The 17,744-nt window shown below is 41.4% G+C and carries 14 protein-coding genes; all 14 read right to left on the reverse strand.

The window, feature by feature from the left end:
* Nucleotides 1-14: 14 nt before the first annotated feature.
* The 14 genes from BAE31_RS05845 to melA all read right to left on the reverse strand — a co-directional run bounded on the left by BAE31_RS05845 (nucleotide 15) and on the right by melA (nucleotide 17,715).
* Entirely contained in the window at nucleotides 15-1,418 is a 1,404-nt protein-coding gene (locus BAE31_RS05845) for a sensor histidine kinase (protein ID WP_076839752.1), read from the reverse strand.
* Nucleotides 1,419-1,420: 2 nt separating this feature from the next.
* Complete coding sequence (locus tag BAE31_RS05850; RefSeq protein WP_041109294.1) at nucleotides 1,421-2,128, reverse strand: response regulator transcription factor; 708 nt, start codon at nucleotides 2,126-2,128, stop codon at nucleotides 1,421-1,423.
* A gap of 142 nt (nucleotides 2,129-2,270) precedes the next feature.
* The gene (gene xynC / locus BAE31_RS05855; protein WP_025093211.1) at nucleotides 2,271-3,536 is read right to left on the reverse strand and encodes a glucuronoarabinoxylan endo-1,4-beta-xylanase XynC; all 1,266 of its coding nucleotides are present in this window, start codon (nucleotides 3,534-3,536) and stop codon (nucleotides 2,271-2,273) included.
* A gap of 35 nt (nucleotides 3,537-3,571) precedes the next feature.
* Complete coding sequence (locus BAE31_RS05860; protein WP_076839754.1) at nucleotides 3,572-5,110, reverse strand: glycoside hydrolase family 43 protein; 1,539 nt, start codon at nucleotides 5,108-5,110, stop codon at nucleotides 3,572-3,574.
* A gap of 253 nt (nucleotides 5,111-5,363) precedes the next feature.
* A complete protein-coding gene (gene iolG / locus BAE31_RS05865) occupies nucleotides 5,364-6,398 on the reverse strand; it encodes a bifunctional inositol 2-dehydrogenase/D-chiro-inositol 1-dehydrogenase (protein ID WP_076839755.1) in 1,035 nt (344 codons plus the stop codon).
* 65 nt (nucleotides 6,399-6,463) lie between these two features.
* Nucleotides 6,464-7,924 carry a CoA-acylating methylmalonate-semialdehyde dehydrogenase gene (locus tag BAE31_RS05870; RefSeq protein ID WP_076839757.1) on the reverse strand — a complete coding sequence of 487 codons (1,461 nt, stop codon included), beginning with the start codon at nucleotides 7,922-7,924 and terminating at the stop codon, nucleotides 6,464-6,466.
* Nucleotides 7,925-7,943: 19 nt separating this feature from the next.
* Entirely contained in the window at nucleotides 7,944-8,954 is a 1,011-nt protein-coding gene (gene iolC, locus BAE31_RS05875; RefSeq protein ID WP_041109301.1) for a 5-dehydro-2-deoxygluconokinase, read from the reverse strand.
* Nucleotides 8,954-9,784 carry a 5-deoxy-glucuronate isomerase gene (iolB, locus tag BAE31_RS05880; RefSeq protein WP_076839759.1) on the reverse strand — a complete coding sequence of 277 codons (831 nt, stop codon included), beginning with the start codon at nucleotides 9,782-9,784 and terminating at the stop codon, nucleotides 8,954-8,956. Before iolB ends, iolC begins: the two co-directional genes overlap by 1 nt.
* 28 nt (nucleotides 9,785-9,812) lie before the next feature.
* The gene (gene iolD / locus BAE31_RS05885; RefSeq protein WP_076839760.1) at nucleotides 9,813-11,738 is read right to left on the reverse strand and encodes a 3D-(3,5/4)-trihydroxycyclohexane-1,2-dione acylhydrolase (decyclizing); all 1,926 of its coding nucleotides are present in this window, start codon (nucleotides 11,736-11,738) and stop codon (nucleotides 9,813-9,815) included.
* Nucleotides 11,739-11,780: 42 nt separating this feature from the next.
* The gene (locus tag BAE31_RS05890) at nucleotides 11,781-12,566 is read right to left on the reverse strand and encodes a DeoR/GlpR family DNA-binding transcription regulator (RefSeq protein WP_041109305.1); all 786 of its coding nucleotides are present in this window, start codon (nucleotides 12,564-12,566) and stop codon (nucleotides 11,781-11,783) included.
* A gap of 49 nt (nucleotides 12,567-12,615) precedes the next feature.
* Complete coding sequence (gene fba / locus BAE31_RS05895) at nucleotides 12,616-13,485, reverse strand: class II fructose-1,6-bisphosphate aldolase (RefSeq protein WP_041109307.1); 870 nt, start codon at nucleotides 13,483-13,485, stop codon at nucleotides 12,616-12,618.
* Between the two features lie 77 nt (nucleotides 13,486-13,562).
* Nucleotides 13,563-14,978: a sugar porter family MFS transporter gene (locus BAE31_RS05900; RefSeq protein ID WP_041109309.1), complete on the reverse strand. Its 1,416-nt coding sequence runs from the start codon at nucleotides 14,976-14,978 to the stop codon at nucleotides 13,563-13,565.
* A gap of 20 nt (nucleotides 14,979-14,998) precedes the next feature.
* Entirely contained in the window at nucleotides 14,999-15,892 is an 894-nt protein-coding gene (iolE, locus tag BAE31_RS05905; protein WP_025093201.1) for a myo-inosose-2 dehydratase, read from the reverse strand.
* Between the two features lie 482 nt (nucleotides 15,893-16,374).
* On the reverse strand, nucleotides 16,375-17,715 hold the full coding sequence (gene melA / locus BAE31_RS05910) for an alpha-glucosidase/alpha-galactosidase (protein ID WP_076839762.1): 1,341 nt from the start codon (nucleotides 17,713-17,715) through the stop codon (nucleotides 16,375-16,377).
* Nucleotides 17,716-17,744 lie beyond the last annotated feature (29 nt).

Consider the following 17,744-nt stretch of genomic DNA (forward strand, 5'->3'; position numbering starts at 1 on the left):
TTTTTTGTCTATTTTTATGCTGGTATTTGGATATCAATTGTTGTTCCTTTCCCTACACTGCTGCGGATCGTGATGTCCCCGCCGTGCTTGACGATAATATCCTTTGCAATGGCCATCCCAAGACCAGAGCCAGCATGTGAAACTCCTGTATTCGTCCCCCTGTAATAGCGGTCAAACACTTTTTCCAGCTCTGCCTCTTCTATTCCTCTGCCGTTGTCTTTAATCGTGATATGGGTTTTTTCTTTTTGTTCAAGCTGTACAATGATCGTCACATCAGGATCATTGTGAACGAGGGCATTTAAAATCAGATTGGTGACCGCTCTTCGAATGAGGATTTTATCAATATTCAGCATGAGTTTGTCTTCATTCGTTTGAAGCTCAATCGTCTGATCCACATATCTTGAATCGTTCAAAATATCAATTAACGTTTCCCGCAGCAGTGACACAATGTTGACCAGCTCTTTATTGAGCATGACGCCGTTATTTTTCAGCCTTGTCGTTAAATTCAGATCCTCCATGACATCTTTGATATACAATGATTTATTCTCAATGATGCCCGCGTAATGTCTGATGTCTTGCTTTGAAAGAGGATACTTTGGGTCTTTCATGATTTCTGCATAGCCTTGAATAGAAGCGAGCGGCGTTTTAATATCATGAGAAATATGGCTGATCCATTCTTCACGCATTTGCTCTAGTTTGTCTTTTTCTTTTTTGCTTGAAGCGAGCTGCTCTGATAAGTGATTGACATTATAGAAGACATCTTTATAAATTCCTTTAGCAGGCAGATTTGTCGTGTAATCTCCGTTTGCCAGCCGCTGGATGCTATGAATGGCACGGCCGAGCGGTTTTGTGAGCTGCCGGCTGAATAAGTAACCAATGAGTAACGCTATAATGGCATCAATTGATAATAAAATCATCGTCCCGATATTGAATCTTGTTACTAAATCCTTCGTGTCAAACGAGAATAGGTATTTTCCAATGGAAGGGTCTTTAAATCCGATAAAGTAACTGTATTCTTTGCCCTTTACTTTTTTTCCGCCAGCATAAATAGTCGATAATAATTGCTTATCTTTATATTTATGTAAGTTCACGATGTCTATCGGTGTATATTTATTCTTTAATCCTTTAGGTGCCTGCGCATGATACACGTCCTGTCCATTTTCGTCTAAAATTTGAATCCATGCATTCTGTTGTTTTAAGGCTTTCTGCCCTTCTTTGTTTACGGTTATCCCTTGACCAGAAAAAGAGATGTATTGTTCAAATGATCTTGTAAAGGTTTCAGGCGTATTTTCCTCGTTATGCTGGCTGTTTGCCTGAAGTACGAGCCAAATCATAAATACGAATAAGTTGATAAAGACCGTGATTATGGTCACGATAATGACAGAGACCATATATCTGCCTGTTAATCGCCATTTCATCCTTACGCATCCTTTACAACAAATTTATAGCCAAGCCCTTTGACTGTGACGAGAAACTCTGGTGTTGACGGGGAATTTTCTATTTTTTCCCGAAGTCTTCGGATATGAACCATCACTGTATTGTCAGAACCGAAGAAGTCTTCCCCCCAAACAGTTTGATAAAGTGTTTCTTTACTGATGATGCGGTTCGGATGCTGCAAGAAGTAGGTCATCAGCAGAAGTTCTTTCGGCGTGAGCTCAATGACCGCGCCGTTTTTCGTCAGTTCTGCTTGCTGCTCGTTTAATTCAAACGGCCCTTTTTTGATCACGGGATCGGCTTGAGATGACTGCAAGTATGAGAGCCGTCTCAGCTGCGCTTTCACCCTGTAGGCGACTTCCTTTGGGCTGAACGGTTTTGTAATGTAGTCATCCCCGCCGATAGCAAGTCCTACAATTTTGTCTGATTCCTCTCCTTTTGCTGATAAAAAGATAATCGGAACATGGGAGGTCTCTCTGATTTGTCTGCAAATATCATAGCCTTCACCGTCTGGCAGCATAATATCAAGTATGACAAGATCGGGCTGTTCTTGATGAAATTTCGTGAGCCCATCACGGGCAGTTGAAGCTGTTATAACGCGATCAATGCCTTCTCTTGTTAATACTGTGTTGATTAATTCCAAAATTTCTTTTTCGTCATCGATCATTAATACTTTGCTTTGATGCTTTGGCATACATTGATCACTCTCCTGAAGTCATTGCCATTATTATACCCAATGTAAGAACATAGTGAGAAAATCAACTTCCTATTTGCATAAAAAAAGCCAATTTTCTTTTGAAATGAGAAAATTGGCTTTTGGTGATTCAATTGATTTTTTAGCGTTTGACTACAAATGTTGTCACACTTTGAGCCGGGAGATGAGCCCAAAATTGATTACCTGATATATTTAAGTCTGTACCCGGCTGAAGGTTGCTGTTGCTGCTCGTAATCCATCTTGATGCTTGTGAAGCAGTTCCATTTTGCATCACAAAGTGCTGATTGACTCCTGTATTGTTTTTGTTAATCGCGACAATGACGACCTGATTGTTTCCTTTGTAGGCAGATACGAAAACATTTGGTTCAGGACTTTTCGTTGCATCAATTCTGACGTATCCTGGGCGTACAAATTTGGAGAAATGCGCCATGTTGTAACCGCGTTTACTGATAAGGCCATCTTCCTTCATAGGGCCGTAGGATCTGCGGATGTACCACCAAACATATGCCTGAAAGTCCCCTTCTACCATCGAATGGTGAATATGCTCTGAAACCCCTAATGCCTCAGGCCAGCGGTCCGCTGAATTGTTATCGCTGTTCGGGTAGTAGACCTCTGTCATCCAAAGCTCCTTCCCCCCTCCTTTTTGTTTGAACAGAGGATACGGAAGCTGGCTGATTTGGGTTCCGTACAAATGGGCTCCGAGAATGTCCATATTTCCTAGCGCCTGCGGATCATTTAAGATAGGATCTGATATATTTTTAAGGTATTGAAAGGATTCTGGTGCAATCACGCGGGCATTAATGGAGCCGGCATTTTCTCTCATGAAACGCAGGATTTCCTGAGGAGTCCACCAAGTCCATTCATGTGCATAATCGGGCTCGTTTTGTACGGATATCGCATAGAGATTGACGCCATTATTTTTCATATACGTCACAAAATCGTTCAGATGCTGAGCATATGCAGCGTATTGATTGTATCTCAGACGCTTTGCAGTTGTACCATTACGGTTGAAAGTCTCGACCATATGGCTTGGAGGATTCCAAGGTGAAGCGATCACTAAAGCTCCATGCTCTATTGCTCTTTTGGCTGTGGCGACCTCTCTGTGCCAATTATTTCTGTTCTCATCTACAAAAATTCTTAGAATGGAAAACCCTAATTGATTCTGCCCATTGCCAAAAGCGGTTTCCCTTTGAGGTGCGGTCAAATCACCAATCCAAGCCGGGTGGTTCATTCCGCCAAAGCCGCGAATCACTTGTCTTTCTGCATTGATATTAATATTGGCATCTGCTGCTGAAACTTCAGTGACGCCAGGTCCGATGAACATGACAGACAGCATGGTGAAGCAGATCAATAAAGTACAGATTGGTTTTTTGATCATTGACATCAAATTTTTCCACTCTCCTATCATTTTGTCATCCTTTGTTATTGAGTAAACCGCCAGGAATCAAACTGAAATAGGTTTGAACCTGTTCCAGTAAAGACAAAAAATACGTTGTGCACGCCAGCTGCTCCGTTTACTGTCGTTTCTACTTCTCGCCAATTGTTTGTTCCGCCTGTGGAAGGGACATTTAGTGTCCCGACGAGTCTGCCGTCAGGGCTTCCGAGGCGTACTTCTATTTTTCCGCCTGCATTTGATGCTACATTCGCTTTAAATGTTCTTGCACCGTTTGATCCGAAATCGACGTTACTGGCTGCAACCCAATCTCCGTTTTGAATGTTTGTGACATGCTGGTTATTGACCGGTCCGCCTGGAGCTGAAGAGGCCTCTGTCAAAATGCGTCCATTCCATGCGAATGTTTCAGCTTCTACCCGCTGATAAGGATTCAGGTTGGAAAGCTGTTTGACCCCTTCAAAATTGGCTGCAACCTCTCTAAGGGAGCCGTCAGCATTATGCACAAGCTTATTTATATGTGGAGATCTGTAGCCTTTTCCTGCCCCGTATAAGGCAGAGCTGACCGTTTGGGTATGATACACGACATACCACTCGTTTTTAAAATTGAACACAGCATGATGGTTGTTACCGCCTCCACCGAAAAATGCACCCGGATTTTTCAGGAAGTGCCCTCTATACGTAAAGGGACCCATCGGACTTGAGCTCGTCATATAACCGATCTCACCAGGTGGTTTATCTGCTGGGTGGGAGCCGCCAAAGTTGATGCAATAGGAATAGTAATAGGTTCCGTTATACTTATGCATCCCTGAGTCTTCAAACATAAAAGGAGCATCAATGGTCGAGGCGCTGCCCACAACACTTGTCATATCAGGCCCTAGTTTTAAGACTCTTGCTGTTTTCGGATTGGCCCATTGTCCCTGCGTTGGATTAGAACCGCCTGGTACACCTCCACCGGCATATAAATACCCAGTGCCGTCATCATCTACAAAAACGGCTGGATCAAACAGCCATACAACCCCAGACATTCCTGGTGTATTTGGCGTGACGAGCGCTTTTCCGATAGGATCTGTCCATGGGCCGATTGGGGAGTCTGCTGTCAGAACACCAATCCCTCCGCCGCTGTTCGCGAAATAAAGGAAAAATTTATCTTTCCCATTGATTTTTTTCACTGCCGCTGATGGAGCCCAGGAAGCACCTGCCCATTTAGCGATCCCTTTGCCGCCATTTGCTCCATTTGCACCGGCTACTGGAATCGCGCCATGATCTGTCCAATTCACCATATCTGCTGAAGAGATGACGAAGACCCTATTCAAATTGGCAAAAGAATTATCCTTAATCGTTCCGTTGCTGTGATATTCATAGTCATCACTCGACATATAAATGTACACTCTTCCGTTATAGGTGAGCGCAAACGGATCAGCGCCCAAGTGGTGGTCTATGAGCGGGTTTGCATTTCCTACACGTTTTGCAATTGTTGTGCTTGCCGCACTCGCATCATATACCGGTAAACAACTCAGTACCAAAGCAAAAATCAATAAACCAACGCCGCACTTCATCCTCGTCCTCATCGTTTCATTTCCTCCTGTTTTCATCTTCCTAATATTGGGGTTTAGGCCCAATTTCAAAATATGTTGATAGGTACTGATGAAGAATGAATAGAAAGAATGATTTCTAGTGCAAATCCTTGCTGGAATCACGATGAAAACCCTTACTTTTTGACTAGAAGACAACAAAAAATGCAGTCTCCCATGATGGAGCTGCATTTTTTCTTTTTTGGAATGAAAAAGAGACTGCTTTCAGCAGCCTCTTCTTTTGAATTGATTATACTTTTTCAGGGACAAATGATTGATGATAAAAGGCTGGACGTTCTTGGAGATGGATTGGTGTTGTCTCACCAGTTGCCTTTGCTTTAAGACAAGCATCTGCTGTTACGGCAGCTACATATCCATCCCAAGCAGTAGGTCCATTTACTTCTCCTTTTAAGGAGGAATTGATCCAATCCTGCAATTCTTCGTCATAGGCTGCTTTAAATCGATGCTGCCAGTCTGTTAAGATATTTGTAGATCGTGTTGCCTGACTATGCAAAACGACACTGGCAGGATCAGGCAGACTTGCAATCCCTTTTTCACCGACAATTTGACACTGAATGTCATAGCCGTACTGACAATGAACGAATATTTCGCCATTGATGATGGTTCCTTGTTGCGTTTTCATAATCACTATTAAAGGATCTTGTAAGTGCTCAGCAGCTTGCTGCGTTTTTTTAGGTGCAATGACTTGTACGGATACGTATTCATCATTTAGTAACCAGCGGTGGACATCGATTTCATGAATGAATGTATCGACAATTGACATATCTCCTGTATATGTGTCAGGGACGGTTTGGTTTCTATGTGCAGCATGAATTATTAATGGTTCACCTACTTGTCCTTCATCCAGTACTTGTTTTAAAGCGCGATATCCCGAATCGTACCGGCGCATATATCCAACCTGTACGAGTAATTTCCCTTTCTTCATTTCAGCCTCGACTATACGAATGCAGCCTTCTGCTGTGGTTGCAAGTGGTTTTTCACAAAAAACAGGTTTATTAGCTTCAATAGCAGCTAACACATATTCTTCATGTGTCGGCCCCCATGATGTGACGATAACGGCATCTACCTCATTTGATTGAATGAGTTGATGGCCATCCTCATAAATACGTGCATCAAGGCTGAATGCATCTACGATGGCTTTTGCCTGCTGTCTGTTCACATCAGTAACAGCCACCACTCTTCCTTTAGACAGCGTATTTGTAATTCGCTTCATATGATCTTGACCAATGGCACCTATACCAATAACACCAATCTTTAATTCCATCTTGTTACCTCCTGTATTTGTGCTTTTTCGCACAGCTGTTTTGAAGTTGATAGGAGTATGTTGTATTACATATAACGAGCGGTGACCATTTTCTTTCTAGTATAAAATTCAACACCGTCCGTGCCATTTGCGTGCAGGTCGCCATAGAATGAATCTTTCCAACCTGAGAATGGGAAAAATGCCATTGGTGCTGGAACACCGACATTAATACCTAACATGCCTGCATCAATATTCTCGCGGAATTCCCTCACACTTGATGCACTATCAGTGTAAAGGCAGGCACCATTTGCAAATTTAGACTCATTGGCAATTTCAATAGCATCAGCAAGCGATGAAACGCGAACAATGGATAAAACGGGAGCGAAAATTTCGTCCTGCCAAATTTTCATTTCTTTTGTTACATGATCAAAAATAGTCGGTCCGATAAAGTATCCTTCTCCCTCTGTTTCACGATCTTTGCGGCCATCACGAATGAGACTCGCTCCTTCTTCAATACCTGATTGAATATATTGAAGCGTTCGTTCTTTGTGACTTTCCCGAATGACCGGGCCGAGGAAAACATCTTCATTCATACCATTTCCAATGACCATCTGATTGGATTCAGCGATTAATTTTTGAATGAGCTCGTCAGCGATATCTTCTTCTACTGTGACAACAGCTGCAGCCATACATCTTTCTCCAGCAGAGCCAAAGGCAGCACCAACAATTTGTTTGACGGCTGCATCTATATCTGCGTCTTTTAGGACAATGGAGTGATTTTTAGCCCCTGCAAGTGCTTGGACACGTTTGCCATGCTCTGTTCCTTTTTTATAGACATATTCTGCGACTGGCTGAGAGCCGACAAACGATATGGCTTTGACCTTTTGATGTTCAAGCAGACCGTTAACGACATCGTGAGCCCCATTGACTATGTTAAGAACACCTTTTGGAAGACCCGCTTCTTCAAATAGCTCTGCTAACCGTGCCGCAAGAACAGGCGTACGTTCTGAAGGTTTTAAGACAAACGTATTTCCGCAGGCAATGGCAAGCGGGAACATCCAGCAAGGAACCATCATTGGAAAGTTAAATGGCGTAATGCCGCCAATGACGCCAATAGGATAGCGGTACATGCCTGATTCAAGTCCAGTCGCAATATCTGGCAGCTGTTTTCCCATCATTAAAGTTGGGGCACCGGCTGCGAATTCGACGCATTCAATGCCTCGCTGTACTTCTCCGCGTGCTTCAGTTAAGCTTTTTCCATTTTCGAGCGTAACCAGTTCGGCTAATTCTTCCCATTTTTCGACTAATAATTGCTGATATTTAAAGAGAATACGTGCACGTCTTGGTACAGGGGTTTTAGACCAGCTGGAAAACGCTTCTTTTGCTGCTTGAACTGCTCGTTCTACATCTCCTTTTGTTGATAGGGGAACTTCTGCAATGATTTTCCCTGTTGCTGGATTATAAACGGGTTCAGTTTGACTTGTTTCAGCATTTACCCATTCTCCTCCAATATAATTTTTTAATGTTTTGACAGTTGTTTTAGCCATGGTATTCTCTCCTCTACGATTAAATTGGTTGTGATTGTTCAACTTTTGTTTCGATCATAAAGTCTTTGATTTCTTTAACTGTGGGCATGGCATCTGATGAACTATGCTTAGAAATTACGATGGAGGCAGAAGCGCTTCCAAAACGCATAGCTTCTTCAATGGACATGTTGTTCATCAGTCCATAAATAAAGGCTGAAGCATATGAATCACCCGCTCCGAATGTTTTGAGGACCTTTGTTTTAAAGATGCCGCCTCGATATGACTGTCCATCCGGCGTATAAGCGATGGAACCATCACCCCCATGTTTAATAACAACGATTTTGGCATGGTGTGAAAACCATTTTTTGGCGGTTAATTCATCATTTGACGGTCCATCTGCTATGAGTTTTTCCATCATATCAAACTCTTCTCTTGTGCCGATGATCACGTCTGATTTTTCAGCAGCTAAATTGTAATAAATCGCTGTTTCTTGCTCGGTTTGCCAAGTGTATGGACGATAATCCAGGTCAAAGAAGACAGTTACGTGATGCTTACGTGCATAATCAAGTGCCACAAATACTGCTTCTCTTGATGGACTTTTTGCTAGCGCAGTGCCTGAGATGAGTAAGGCTTTCGCCTTTTTGATATATTGTTCAGATACTTCTTGGACATCGATTTTTAAATCTGCTACATTGTCTCGGTACATTAAAATACTGCATTCTTCGGGACTCTTAATCTCAGTAAAAGCAAGACCCGTGACAGCACCAGATTGATCTATGACAATGCCGTCTGTATTGATGTTGTTCTTTTCCAAGTAGCTTGTTGCAAAACGTCCCATCTGATCGTTAGCGACTTTTCCAATGAATCCAGATTTCATACCGAGCCTTGCTAAACCAATGGCAATGTTGGCTGGAGACCCCCCGACGTATTTTGTGAAAGTCATCGTCTCTTCCATCGGCCGATTCAGTTCGTTCGCATTTAAATCAATACATAATCTTCCCATTGCAATAACATCAAGCTGCCGATCTTGTTTAAATGTTAAGTCTAGCATCAGCGTCCCTCCCTTTTCATACTCAATTTGTTTTTCATCACCCATTCATGTTCAGCATTGTTATGAAACTTCCAAGTTCTCACTGGACCTGCCATGACATTCAAATAATAGATTTCATAGCCTGGTGGTGCTGACACAGGGTGATATCCTTTTGGTACAAGAACGGCGGAACTATCTCTTACAGCCATTGTCTCATCTAGTGAAAGATCATCTGTATATACTCTTTGTAAAACAAAACCTTGTTCTGGGTTTACTTTGTGATAATACGTTTCTTCTAAATAAGATTCGTACGGTAAATTATCTTGATCATGTTTATGCGGCGGATAGCTCGACCAGTTTCCTTCCGGTGTAAATACTTCCACAACAAGCAGGTGGTCAGCTGGTTCATGTTCAGGTAAAATGTTGTGAACCTGTCTTGCAATATTACCAGCACCTCTATGTTCAACCTCTACTCGTTCAGGAAGAATGAGACGAGCTGGATATGTTCCTTTTCCAGGTGCACTACAAACGGCAATCTCAATATCTGTTATGGCTTCAATTTCGTAATGATCATCGTTTGGTATATAAATGGAGAAAGGAGGTGTTTTCTCGAAAACATTCATTCGTTCCCCAATTTCTTTCCATGTCTTTTCTTTCGTTTGGAGATGAAGTTTACCTGAGAGAATGACAATGCACACCTCATTTTCACCTGTTTTTTTACGAAGGTTTTCCCCTTTTGCCAATGTGTACACCTCAAAGCCAATATAGGTCCAACCTGCTGATTGAGGTGTGATGCTCAGCACCTTTCCCTCTTTGTCTCTTTTTTGTTTCGGTACAATTAAATCAGCCATTATGCACACACCTTTCATGTAGCTCTTCTTAATATTGTCTTGCTTGTTTTAATTTTTGCTGTTTTTCTTCATATTCTTTTTTGATCTGTTCTTTATCAGAGATTTCTGAGATACCTACGTTCCACCATGAGTCACCGTAACCTGCTGTCATAGTTTTTGGAAGTACCTTCACATCAATCAGGGTACTGACTGTCTGCTTTTTAGCATCTTCAAGCGCAGATTTCAGTTCATCGAGTGTATGAACTTCATATGTTTTTGCTCCATAACCTTTTGCTGATTGTGCAAAATTGATTCTCATAATCTCTCCATCAAGCTGTCCTGTTTTCTTGTTTCTTTTTCGAAATTCAGTCGCAAAACTGTCCATTCCATGGCCCATTTGCAAATTATTAATACAGCCAAAACCGGAGTTGTCAAAAAGAATGATATTCATTTTATAGCCCTCTTGAATGCTTGTGACAAGTTCACTATGCAGCATTAAATAACTGCCATCACCTGTTAAGGCATACACTTCTTTAGTTGGTTCAGCCATTTTCACTCCAAGTGCAGAAGCAATTTCGTAGCCCATACAAGAGTATCCATATTCAAGGTGATATGTGTTTCGCTCTTTTGTCACCCACATTCTCTGTAAATCTCCTGGGAGACTGCCTGCAGCACATGTAATAATGGCGTCAGATGGAATCCATTCGTTTAAACAGCCAAGTACAGTCGTTTGAGGTAGCGTTGTATGAAGTTTTTCCTTATATTCATCTAATTCATGATCAAAGTGGCTTTTGATTTCAGGTGTAAAGCCTGTTTCAGTGTACTGAATATGATGAAGCCGATGTAATTCTTGTTCCCAGTGCTGCTTTGCTTCTTTGATTTCATTTTGATAACCTGTTTGATAGTTTGCTAGTTCATCCTTTAATGCAAGGAGTGCCATCTTCGCATCAGAAATGACTGTTGTTGCATCTAATTTAGATGCATGATAATCGGATAGATTGATCGTTAAAACATCACTGTCTGCGTATAGCCGTTTAGATGATGTTGTAAAGTCTGTAAATCTAGTGCCGACGCCAATAATAAGGTCAGCCTTCTGAGCGAGTTCATTGGCAGCGCTATTGCCAGTGACACCAAGTCCGCCCACATTTAATGGGTGGCTGCTTTCAACACAGCTTTTACCAGCTTGTGTTTCACTAAAGGGTATATGAAAAGTTTCAGCAAATTGGACAAACTCGTCAGCCGCCTCTGAGTAACGCACCCCTCCGCCTAAAATCAAGAAAGGCTTCTTTTTCTTACGAATGAGTGCCGCTGCTTCTTGAATACTTCTTGCTGAAGGTGTATATCTGTCTAAAAAATGCGTCCGCTCTTGAAAAAAAGACAGCGGGTAATCCCATGCTTCTCCTTGAACATCTTGAGGAAGCGAAATTGTGACCGCACCAGTATCTGCTTGATTTGTTAAAACACGCATGGCGTTAATCAGTGCGGACATGAGCTGTTCTGGTCTTGAAACCCGGTCCCAGTATTTACTCACAGCCCGAAAGGCATCATTCGTCGATAAACTCAAGTCATATGTTTGCTCAATCTGCTGAAGTGCTGGGTCTGGCTGTCGTGTGGCAAAGACATCACTTGGGAAAAGCAAAAGTGGAATTTGATTCGCTGTTGCCGTTGCAGCAGCTGTGATCATATTGGCAGAGCCAGGCCCAACGGATGAGGTGCAGGCCATTACTTGTTTACGTTGCTTTTGTTTTGCGAAAGCCGTTGCAGCATGTGCCATCCCTTGTTCATTTCTTCCTTGATATACCTCGAGCCTTCCAGGGTTTTCTTGAAGGGCTTGACCGAGCCCCAACACATTACCGTGACCGAAAATAGTAAAGATTCCTTTGATAAAAGGCTTTTTTTCACCGTCATATTCAACGTACTGGGCATTTAAAAATTTGACCAATGCTTGACTCACCGTTAATCTGATTGTGTCCATTTTTTCCCCTGCCTTATCTGAAAATATTTTTGATATGTTCCTTCATGTTAAAGTTTGCTGACTTTCATCTTGCGAAGGAGCAACGATCCATTTGATATGATTCTTTTTGAAAAAGGTTGTGTAGGAGGTATCCAGAGAATCGTCAGTGATTAAGTAGTCGATTTCATCCAGCTGGCAATATGTCAACATCGCATATTTATTGAATTTTGTATGATCTACTAATAGAATCACTTCTCTCCCTTTTTTGACGACCATTTCCTTCATGCTTGTTTCTACTGGCGATGAATTTGTTACTCCATTTGAAATAGAGACCCCTGTTGAGGCCATAAACACTTTATCGAAGTTGTATTGAAGTACATCATTTGTATTAGTAATGCTGGAAAATGATTTCGTTTTCCGCTCTAATAGGCCGCCAGTTGAAATGACTTGAAGCTGAGTGTAAGGCAATGCTTGTACAATAAAGTCTAAGTTGTTCGTGACAACCGTTAATTCCTTTTCTTTTATAAAATGAATCATTTCTAATGTTGTGGTACCAGAGTCAATAAAAATGACATCGCCATCATCTACTAATTGAGCCGCATCTTTTGCAATCCATCTTTTTTGAAGTTGGTTTCGTGTTTGTCTGTCATGAAATGATTCAAGCCTTGCATGATTGGCTGCTACTCCCCCATAAACCTTTTGGATATGTCCTTCTTCAACGAGCTTTTGAACGTCTCGCCTAATCGTATTTTTTGACACCCCAAAGGTTGTGACAAGATCATCTAACGAGACAGACTGATGTTGGATCACATATTCTTTTATTTGCTGGATTCTTTTCGTTTTTATCATGCTTCATCTTCCTTTTCATCTTATCTATGGGAGTGTCTGCTAGATGTGATCAAACACGCTGACTTGATCCAAATTGTTGGATTTTCATCTTGACAGCTTGTTTAATGGCTTCTGTACCAGGTGTTAAAATTGTTTGTGGATCATTGGTTGCTTTGTTTTTAGTTAGTTGAGCTCGGACAGCTTGATTCCAAGCTTCCAAGCATTCAGTGTTGACATTGATTTTTGCATGACCAAGTGAGATAGCCCTTTGAATCTGATCAACAGGAATGCCTGAACCGCCGTGTAAGACAAGCGGAACGTCTGTGAGTTCAGCTATTTGCTTCATCTCATCAAATCCTAGCTTCGGTTCTCCTTGATAAGGGCCATGCACTGAACCGAGTGCTGCGGCCAAGGCATCAATTCCTGTTTCTCTAACAAGGCGCACACATTCGTATGGATCAGCATAGATGATATTTCCTACCAAGCCATCTTCCATTCCTCCAACAGAGCCAACTTCAGCTTCGACAGATACACCTCTTTTAGAGGCATAATGAACAACTTCTTTTGTCATGGCAATATTTTGTGAAAGAGGATAGGAAGAGCCGTCTATCATGACTGAGCTAAATCCTGCATCAATGGCAGCTTTGCACCGAGAGACAGTCATGCCATGATCTAAATGTAAAGAAACTGGGACACTGATCTCCAAATCTTTCATTAACCCTTCAACCATGCCTACAATCGTGTGAAAGCCGCCTAAATAATCAATGAGCCGGTCAGATGCTGCTAAAATGATAGGAGATCGCTCCTCTTTTGCCGCAAGTAAGATGGCTTTCACCCATTGCAAACCATTGATATTCATTTGTCCTACTGCATATTGTTTTTGTTTTGCTTCATGCAGTATGCTTTTCATTGAAATGAGCTTTGAATCTATTACGGTCATCTATTGAACACTCCTTACTGTTGAAACTCCATTTTCACAAATTGGTTCGACACCATCTTTGTTTTCATCCCTTTTATTTAAGACAGTGTTTGATGATCTGTTGTGATGTCAATTGATGTTTGATCGTGCTTACGAAAATTCATTTCTAGTTCTTCAAGTGTCAGCCCTTTTGTTTCCGGTAAGCACTTCACCACAAACAAAATAGACAGGACTCCGAAAGCGACAAAAACGAAGAAAGTCATCGAGAGGCCGATCTGAGCAAGTAATATTGGGAACGTCAAACCAATTAAAAAGTTCACCATCCATAGACAAAATACACTTACCCCCATACCAAGCCCCCGCAGCCGAAGAGGAAAAATTTCTGACAGCATGAGCCAAGTGACAGGAGAGATGGCGCCTTGCTGGAATGCAAGAAATGTAATCGTCAAAAATAAAATCAAATATGGAAGAAAGGCTGTTCCTGCAAAAAGATTAGAGCAAATGCCGATAGACAGTAATGTGAAGGTTGTTCCAATCAAGCCTGAAATTAACATAGGGCGACGTCCTATTTTGCCAAGCAGCCAAATTCCAACAAATGTAGCAAGGACAGAGATAACACCATTCCCGATATTCCCAATTAGAGCTGCTTTCGTTTCGAAACCTGCATCTTTTAAAATTTCTGTTCCGTAATACATGATGGAATTAACTCCTGTGAACTGCTGTACAACCGCAATTCCTATGCCGATAAACACAAGCCGCCTAATCCAAGGCGTGGATAAATCTTTTAAAGTCGCTTTATCTAAATTCACTTCTTCCCTGTAAGCGTTCTCTATTTCGAGCAACTCTGTTTTCGCCGCTCCTTTTGAGCGAATGCGGTGAAGTACTTGAAGTGCTTCTTTGTTTTTCCCCTTTGTTACAAGCCATCTTGGGCTTTCTGGCACTTTTAGCATACCGAAGAATAAAATAATGGCTGGAATCGCCGCAATTGGTAGCATGATGCGCCATACATACGGGTTCTCTCCAAATAAATTTCCAATCAATGCATTACAGGTAAAAGCAAGTAATTGACCGGATACGATCATCAGTTCATTTTGTGTGACGATTCTTCCGCGATTTTCTGCTGGAGAGATTTCAGCTAAAAAGGCTGGAACTATGACTGAAGCTCCTCCAACTGCAAGCCCTAATAAGAATCGGAATAAGACCATTACTTCAGCGTTTGGTGATACAGTACATCCTAATGTAGAAAAAAAGAATAGAGCGGCTAAGTAAAAAATAGTTTTACGGCGTCCGAACCTGTCTGATAAACGTCCGCATATGACTGCACCTAATGCTGCACCTAATAATAATGCACTTGTCACAATCCCTTGCATCAATGCTGTTAAATTTAACTGATTCGGTAAAGACATGTAAGGTAATGCACCATTTAATACACCAGTGTCATAACCAAAAAGAAGTCCTCCAAAGGTCGAAATTAGGATAATAGATCTTAAATTGGTTTGTTGACTTTTGTTCATGGTCTTTTCTCCTGTTCTCTTTAAGAATGAATAGCCAAGTTTTCATCAATATACTGACGAGCCTTTAATGCATATTCTAAAGGATGGGCAATCGCAGGATTTTGTTCAGCTTCAATGACGATCCACCCTTTATAGCCATGACTGATTAACAAACGGTATACTTCATTAAAATCGATACAGCCATCCCCAGGTACTGTAAACAGTCCATTTAAGAAAGATTCTGAAAAAGACAATTCTTTTTGACGACAGCTTTCCATCACTTCTTTTCTCACATCTTTAAAATGCACGTGCTGGATACGGTCGATATGCAGCTTGAGCAAGGATAAATAATCGCCATCTGATACGTAAATATGTCCAGTATCATATAGAAGGTGAACATACCGAGGGTCTGTTCCAGCTAAAAGACGTGTGACATCTGATAAGGTTTGTACCCCTGTTCCGAGATGATGATGATAGACTAGTTTGAGATGATAACTGTTTGCTATTTGACCTAATTCATTGAGACCTTCTAAAAGCAGAGCCCATTCCTCACCTGTGAAAGATGGCTGATGCTGATAGATGTTGATGTTTTCTTTTTGAATGGAATACGTTTGCTCTGAGACTACAGCTACACTAGCATGAATGTCTTGCAAGTACTGACAATGCTTTTTGAATGCTTGTATTGAAGCCGCTAAACCATCTCGTATCATGTAACTGCTAAACCATTTTCCAGCTATTTTTAAATTGCGAAGTTTTAGTTCTTTATTCAAGACAGCTGGTTCTGGAAAGAAACCACCTGCTTCAGTTCCTTCAAAACCAGCGACACAAATATCACTTAATAAATGAGATAGTGTGTTTTCAGCGCCAAGTGCTGGAATGTCATCGTTCCTCCATCCAATAGGCGCGATGCCCCATAAAATTTCTTCTTTAGACACGTTGTTTGTCACCATCCTTTTATTCATCATCTTTATTTCCACCAAACTTTATCACGAGTTAACCAATGTAGTGGTGATTAATTGGGTAACTAATGGTTAAGTTTGAGGTAATCATAATATTAAAAGCGCTTTCAGTCAATTATTTTTCTGAATTTTTTCTATTTATTTGTGATTTTTTGTATAAAAAAACCTGATGGCATTTGCACATCAGGTCTTGTTCCTTATTCTATAGATTTGACTTAATTTTAATGATAGATTCACCGTAATGCTTCATGGATTCTTTTAGTTCTTCAATAAACTTTTTCGCATATGTTTTCATAATGAATGACTCCTTCGTTTTTCGGATTCTTTCATTATGAAGACAGTGTGTTTTATTTGCAAAACAGATGAAAGCGTCAACAAACTTTCAATTCATTCATTTGTCTCTTTTTCCTGTGATTTTCACCGACTCCTATTTTTTTAAAAAAGATTGATTGACATGATTAATTTGACGATGATGATGAAGCGCTATACTGTGTAGTCCCTTTGTAGGCTGGCAGTATATCCCCATGCGCTTCAATGAGGTCGTCGCAAAGATTCACGATGTCATCAATTGATAGTTCAGCGCTAGTGTGTGGATCCAGTAAAGCCGCTTGATAAATGTGTTCTTTTTTACCGCTGATTGCTGCTTCAATTGTCATCAGCTGTGAGCTGATATTCGTTCGATTGAGTCCAGCCAATTGTTCAGGTATTTCTCCAACATAGCAAGGCATAATGCCGCTTCGATCTGCCACACACGGTACTTCTACACAGGCTTTTTCAGGCAGGTTGTCAATGAGCCTGCCAGTGTTCAGAACATTTCCGCCAAATTTAAAAGGAACGTTCGTTTCGATCGCTTCAATGATCCGGGAACCATATTCTTTTGACCGGGTATGTGTGATCTGTGTGTTTCCCACAAGGTCATGCTTCATTGTATTCCAATTGTTGATTTGTTCCTCGCAGCGTCTCGGGTATTCATCGAGCGGAATGTTAAACTGACCGATTAGTTCTGGGTACCTTGATTTGATGAAATATGGATGGTATTCGGCATTGTGCTCTGAGGATTCTGTGACATAGTAGCCGAATTTATCCATCAGTTCAAAACGAACCATATCATGATGCCGCGATTGCTGCTTTTCTTTTGCTCGTCTTTTGATTTCTGGATACAAGTCTTTTCCGTCTCGTTTTACCTCTAATAACCATGCCATATGATTAATGCCGGCAATTTTTTCTTCAATGCCTTCATGTTCCATTTCAAGAGATTCAAATAGGTCCTTTGTACAGACTTGCACACTATGACAGAGACCAATCGTTTGAACCTGAGTATAGCGCAGCATCGCACCTGTCAGAGTGGCCATTGGGTTCGTGTAATTTAACAATAAAGCATTTGGGCAAACCTCTTCCATGTCCTTTGCAAATTCCAGCATGACAGGAATCGTCCGAAGGGCACGGAAGATACCACCGATCCCTACCGTATCCGCAATCGTTTGTCTTAATCCGTATTTTTTTGGTATTTCAAAATCAATGACAGTACTTGGACGGTAGCCTCCAACTTGGATGGCATTGATGACATATTTCGCATCCTGTAAGGCTTCTTTCCGGTTGTGATAGGACTGGATGGTCACGTTTGCACCGTAATTTGCTTTTAAATGCGACAGCATTGTTTCTGATTCTTTCAGCCGGTTGTGGTCGATATCATATAATGCAAATTCAAAGCCTGCAAGGGCGGGAACAAACAGACAATCTCCTAATATATTTTTAGCAAACACGGTACTCCCTGCACCGATAAATGTAATTTTAGACATAGACACTCTCCTTTTTACATCCATATTGG

This window comes from Bacillus sp. I-2, from assembly GCF_001974945.1.
GTDB lineage: Bacteria > Bacillota > Bacilli > Bacillales > Bacillaceae > Bacillus > Bacillus safensis.

Bases quoted from the DNA above. Each gene is read 5' to 3' on its own strand.
- BAE31_RS05845 (WP_076839752.1), bottom strand. From the start codon at position 1,418: ATGAAATGGCGATTAACAGGCAGATATATGGTCTCTGTCATTATCGTG.
- BAE31_RS05850 (WP_041109294.1), bottom strand. From the start codon at position 2,128: ATGCCAAAGCATCAAAGCAAAGTATTAATGATCGATGACGAAAAAGAA.
- BAE31_RS05860 (WP_076839754.1), bottom strand. From the start codon at position 5,110: ATGAGGACGAGGATGAAGTGCGGCGTTGGTTTATTGATTTTTGCTTTG.
- iolG (WP_076839755.1), bottom strand. From the start codon at position 6,398: ATGGAATTAAAGATTGGTGTTATTGGTATAGGTGCCATTGGTCAAGAT.
- BAE31_RS05870 (WP_076839757.1), bottom strand. From the start codon at position 7,924: ATGGCTAAAACAACTGTCAAAACATTAAAAAATTATATTGGAGGAGAA.
- iolC (WP_041109301.1), bottom strand. From the start codon at position 8,954: ATGCTAGACTTAACATTTAAACAAGATCGGCAGCTTGATGTTATTGCA.
- iolB (WP_076839759.1), bottom strand. From the start codon at position 9,784: ATGGCTGATTTAATTGTACCGAAACAAAAAAGAGACAAAGAGGGAAAG.
- iolD (WP_076839760.1), bottom strand. From the start codon at position 11,738: ATGGACACAATCAGATTAACGGTGAGTCAAGCATTGGTCAAATTTTTA.
- BAE31_RS05890 (WP_041109305.1), bottom strand. From the start codon at position 12,566: ATGATAAAAACGAAAAGAATCCAGCAAATAAAAGAATATGTGATCCAA.
- fba (WP_041109307.1), bottom strand. From the start codon at position 13,485: ATGACCGTAATAGATTCAAAGCTCATTTCAATGAAAAGCATACTGCAT.
- BAE31_RS05900 (WP_041109309.1), bottom strand. From the start codon at position 14,978: ATGAACAAAAGTCAACAAACCAATTTAAGATCTATTATCCTAATTTCG.
- melA (WP_076839762.1), bottom strand. From the start codon at position 17,715: ATGTCTAAAATTACATTTATCGGTGCAGGGAGTACCGTGTTTGCTAAA.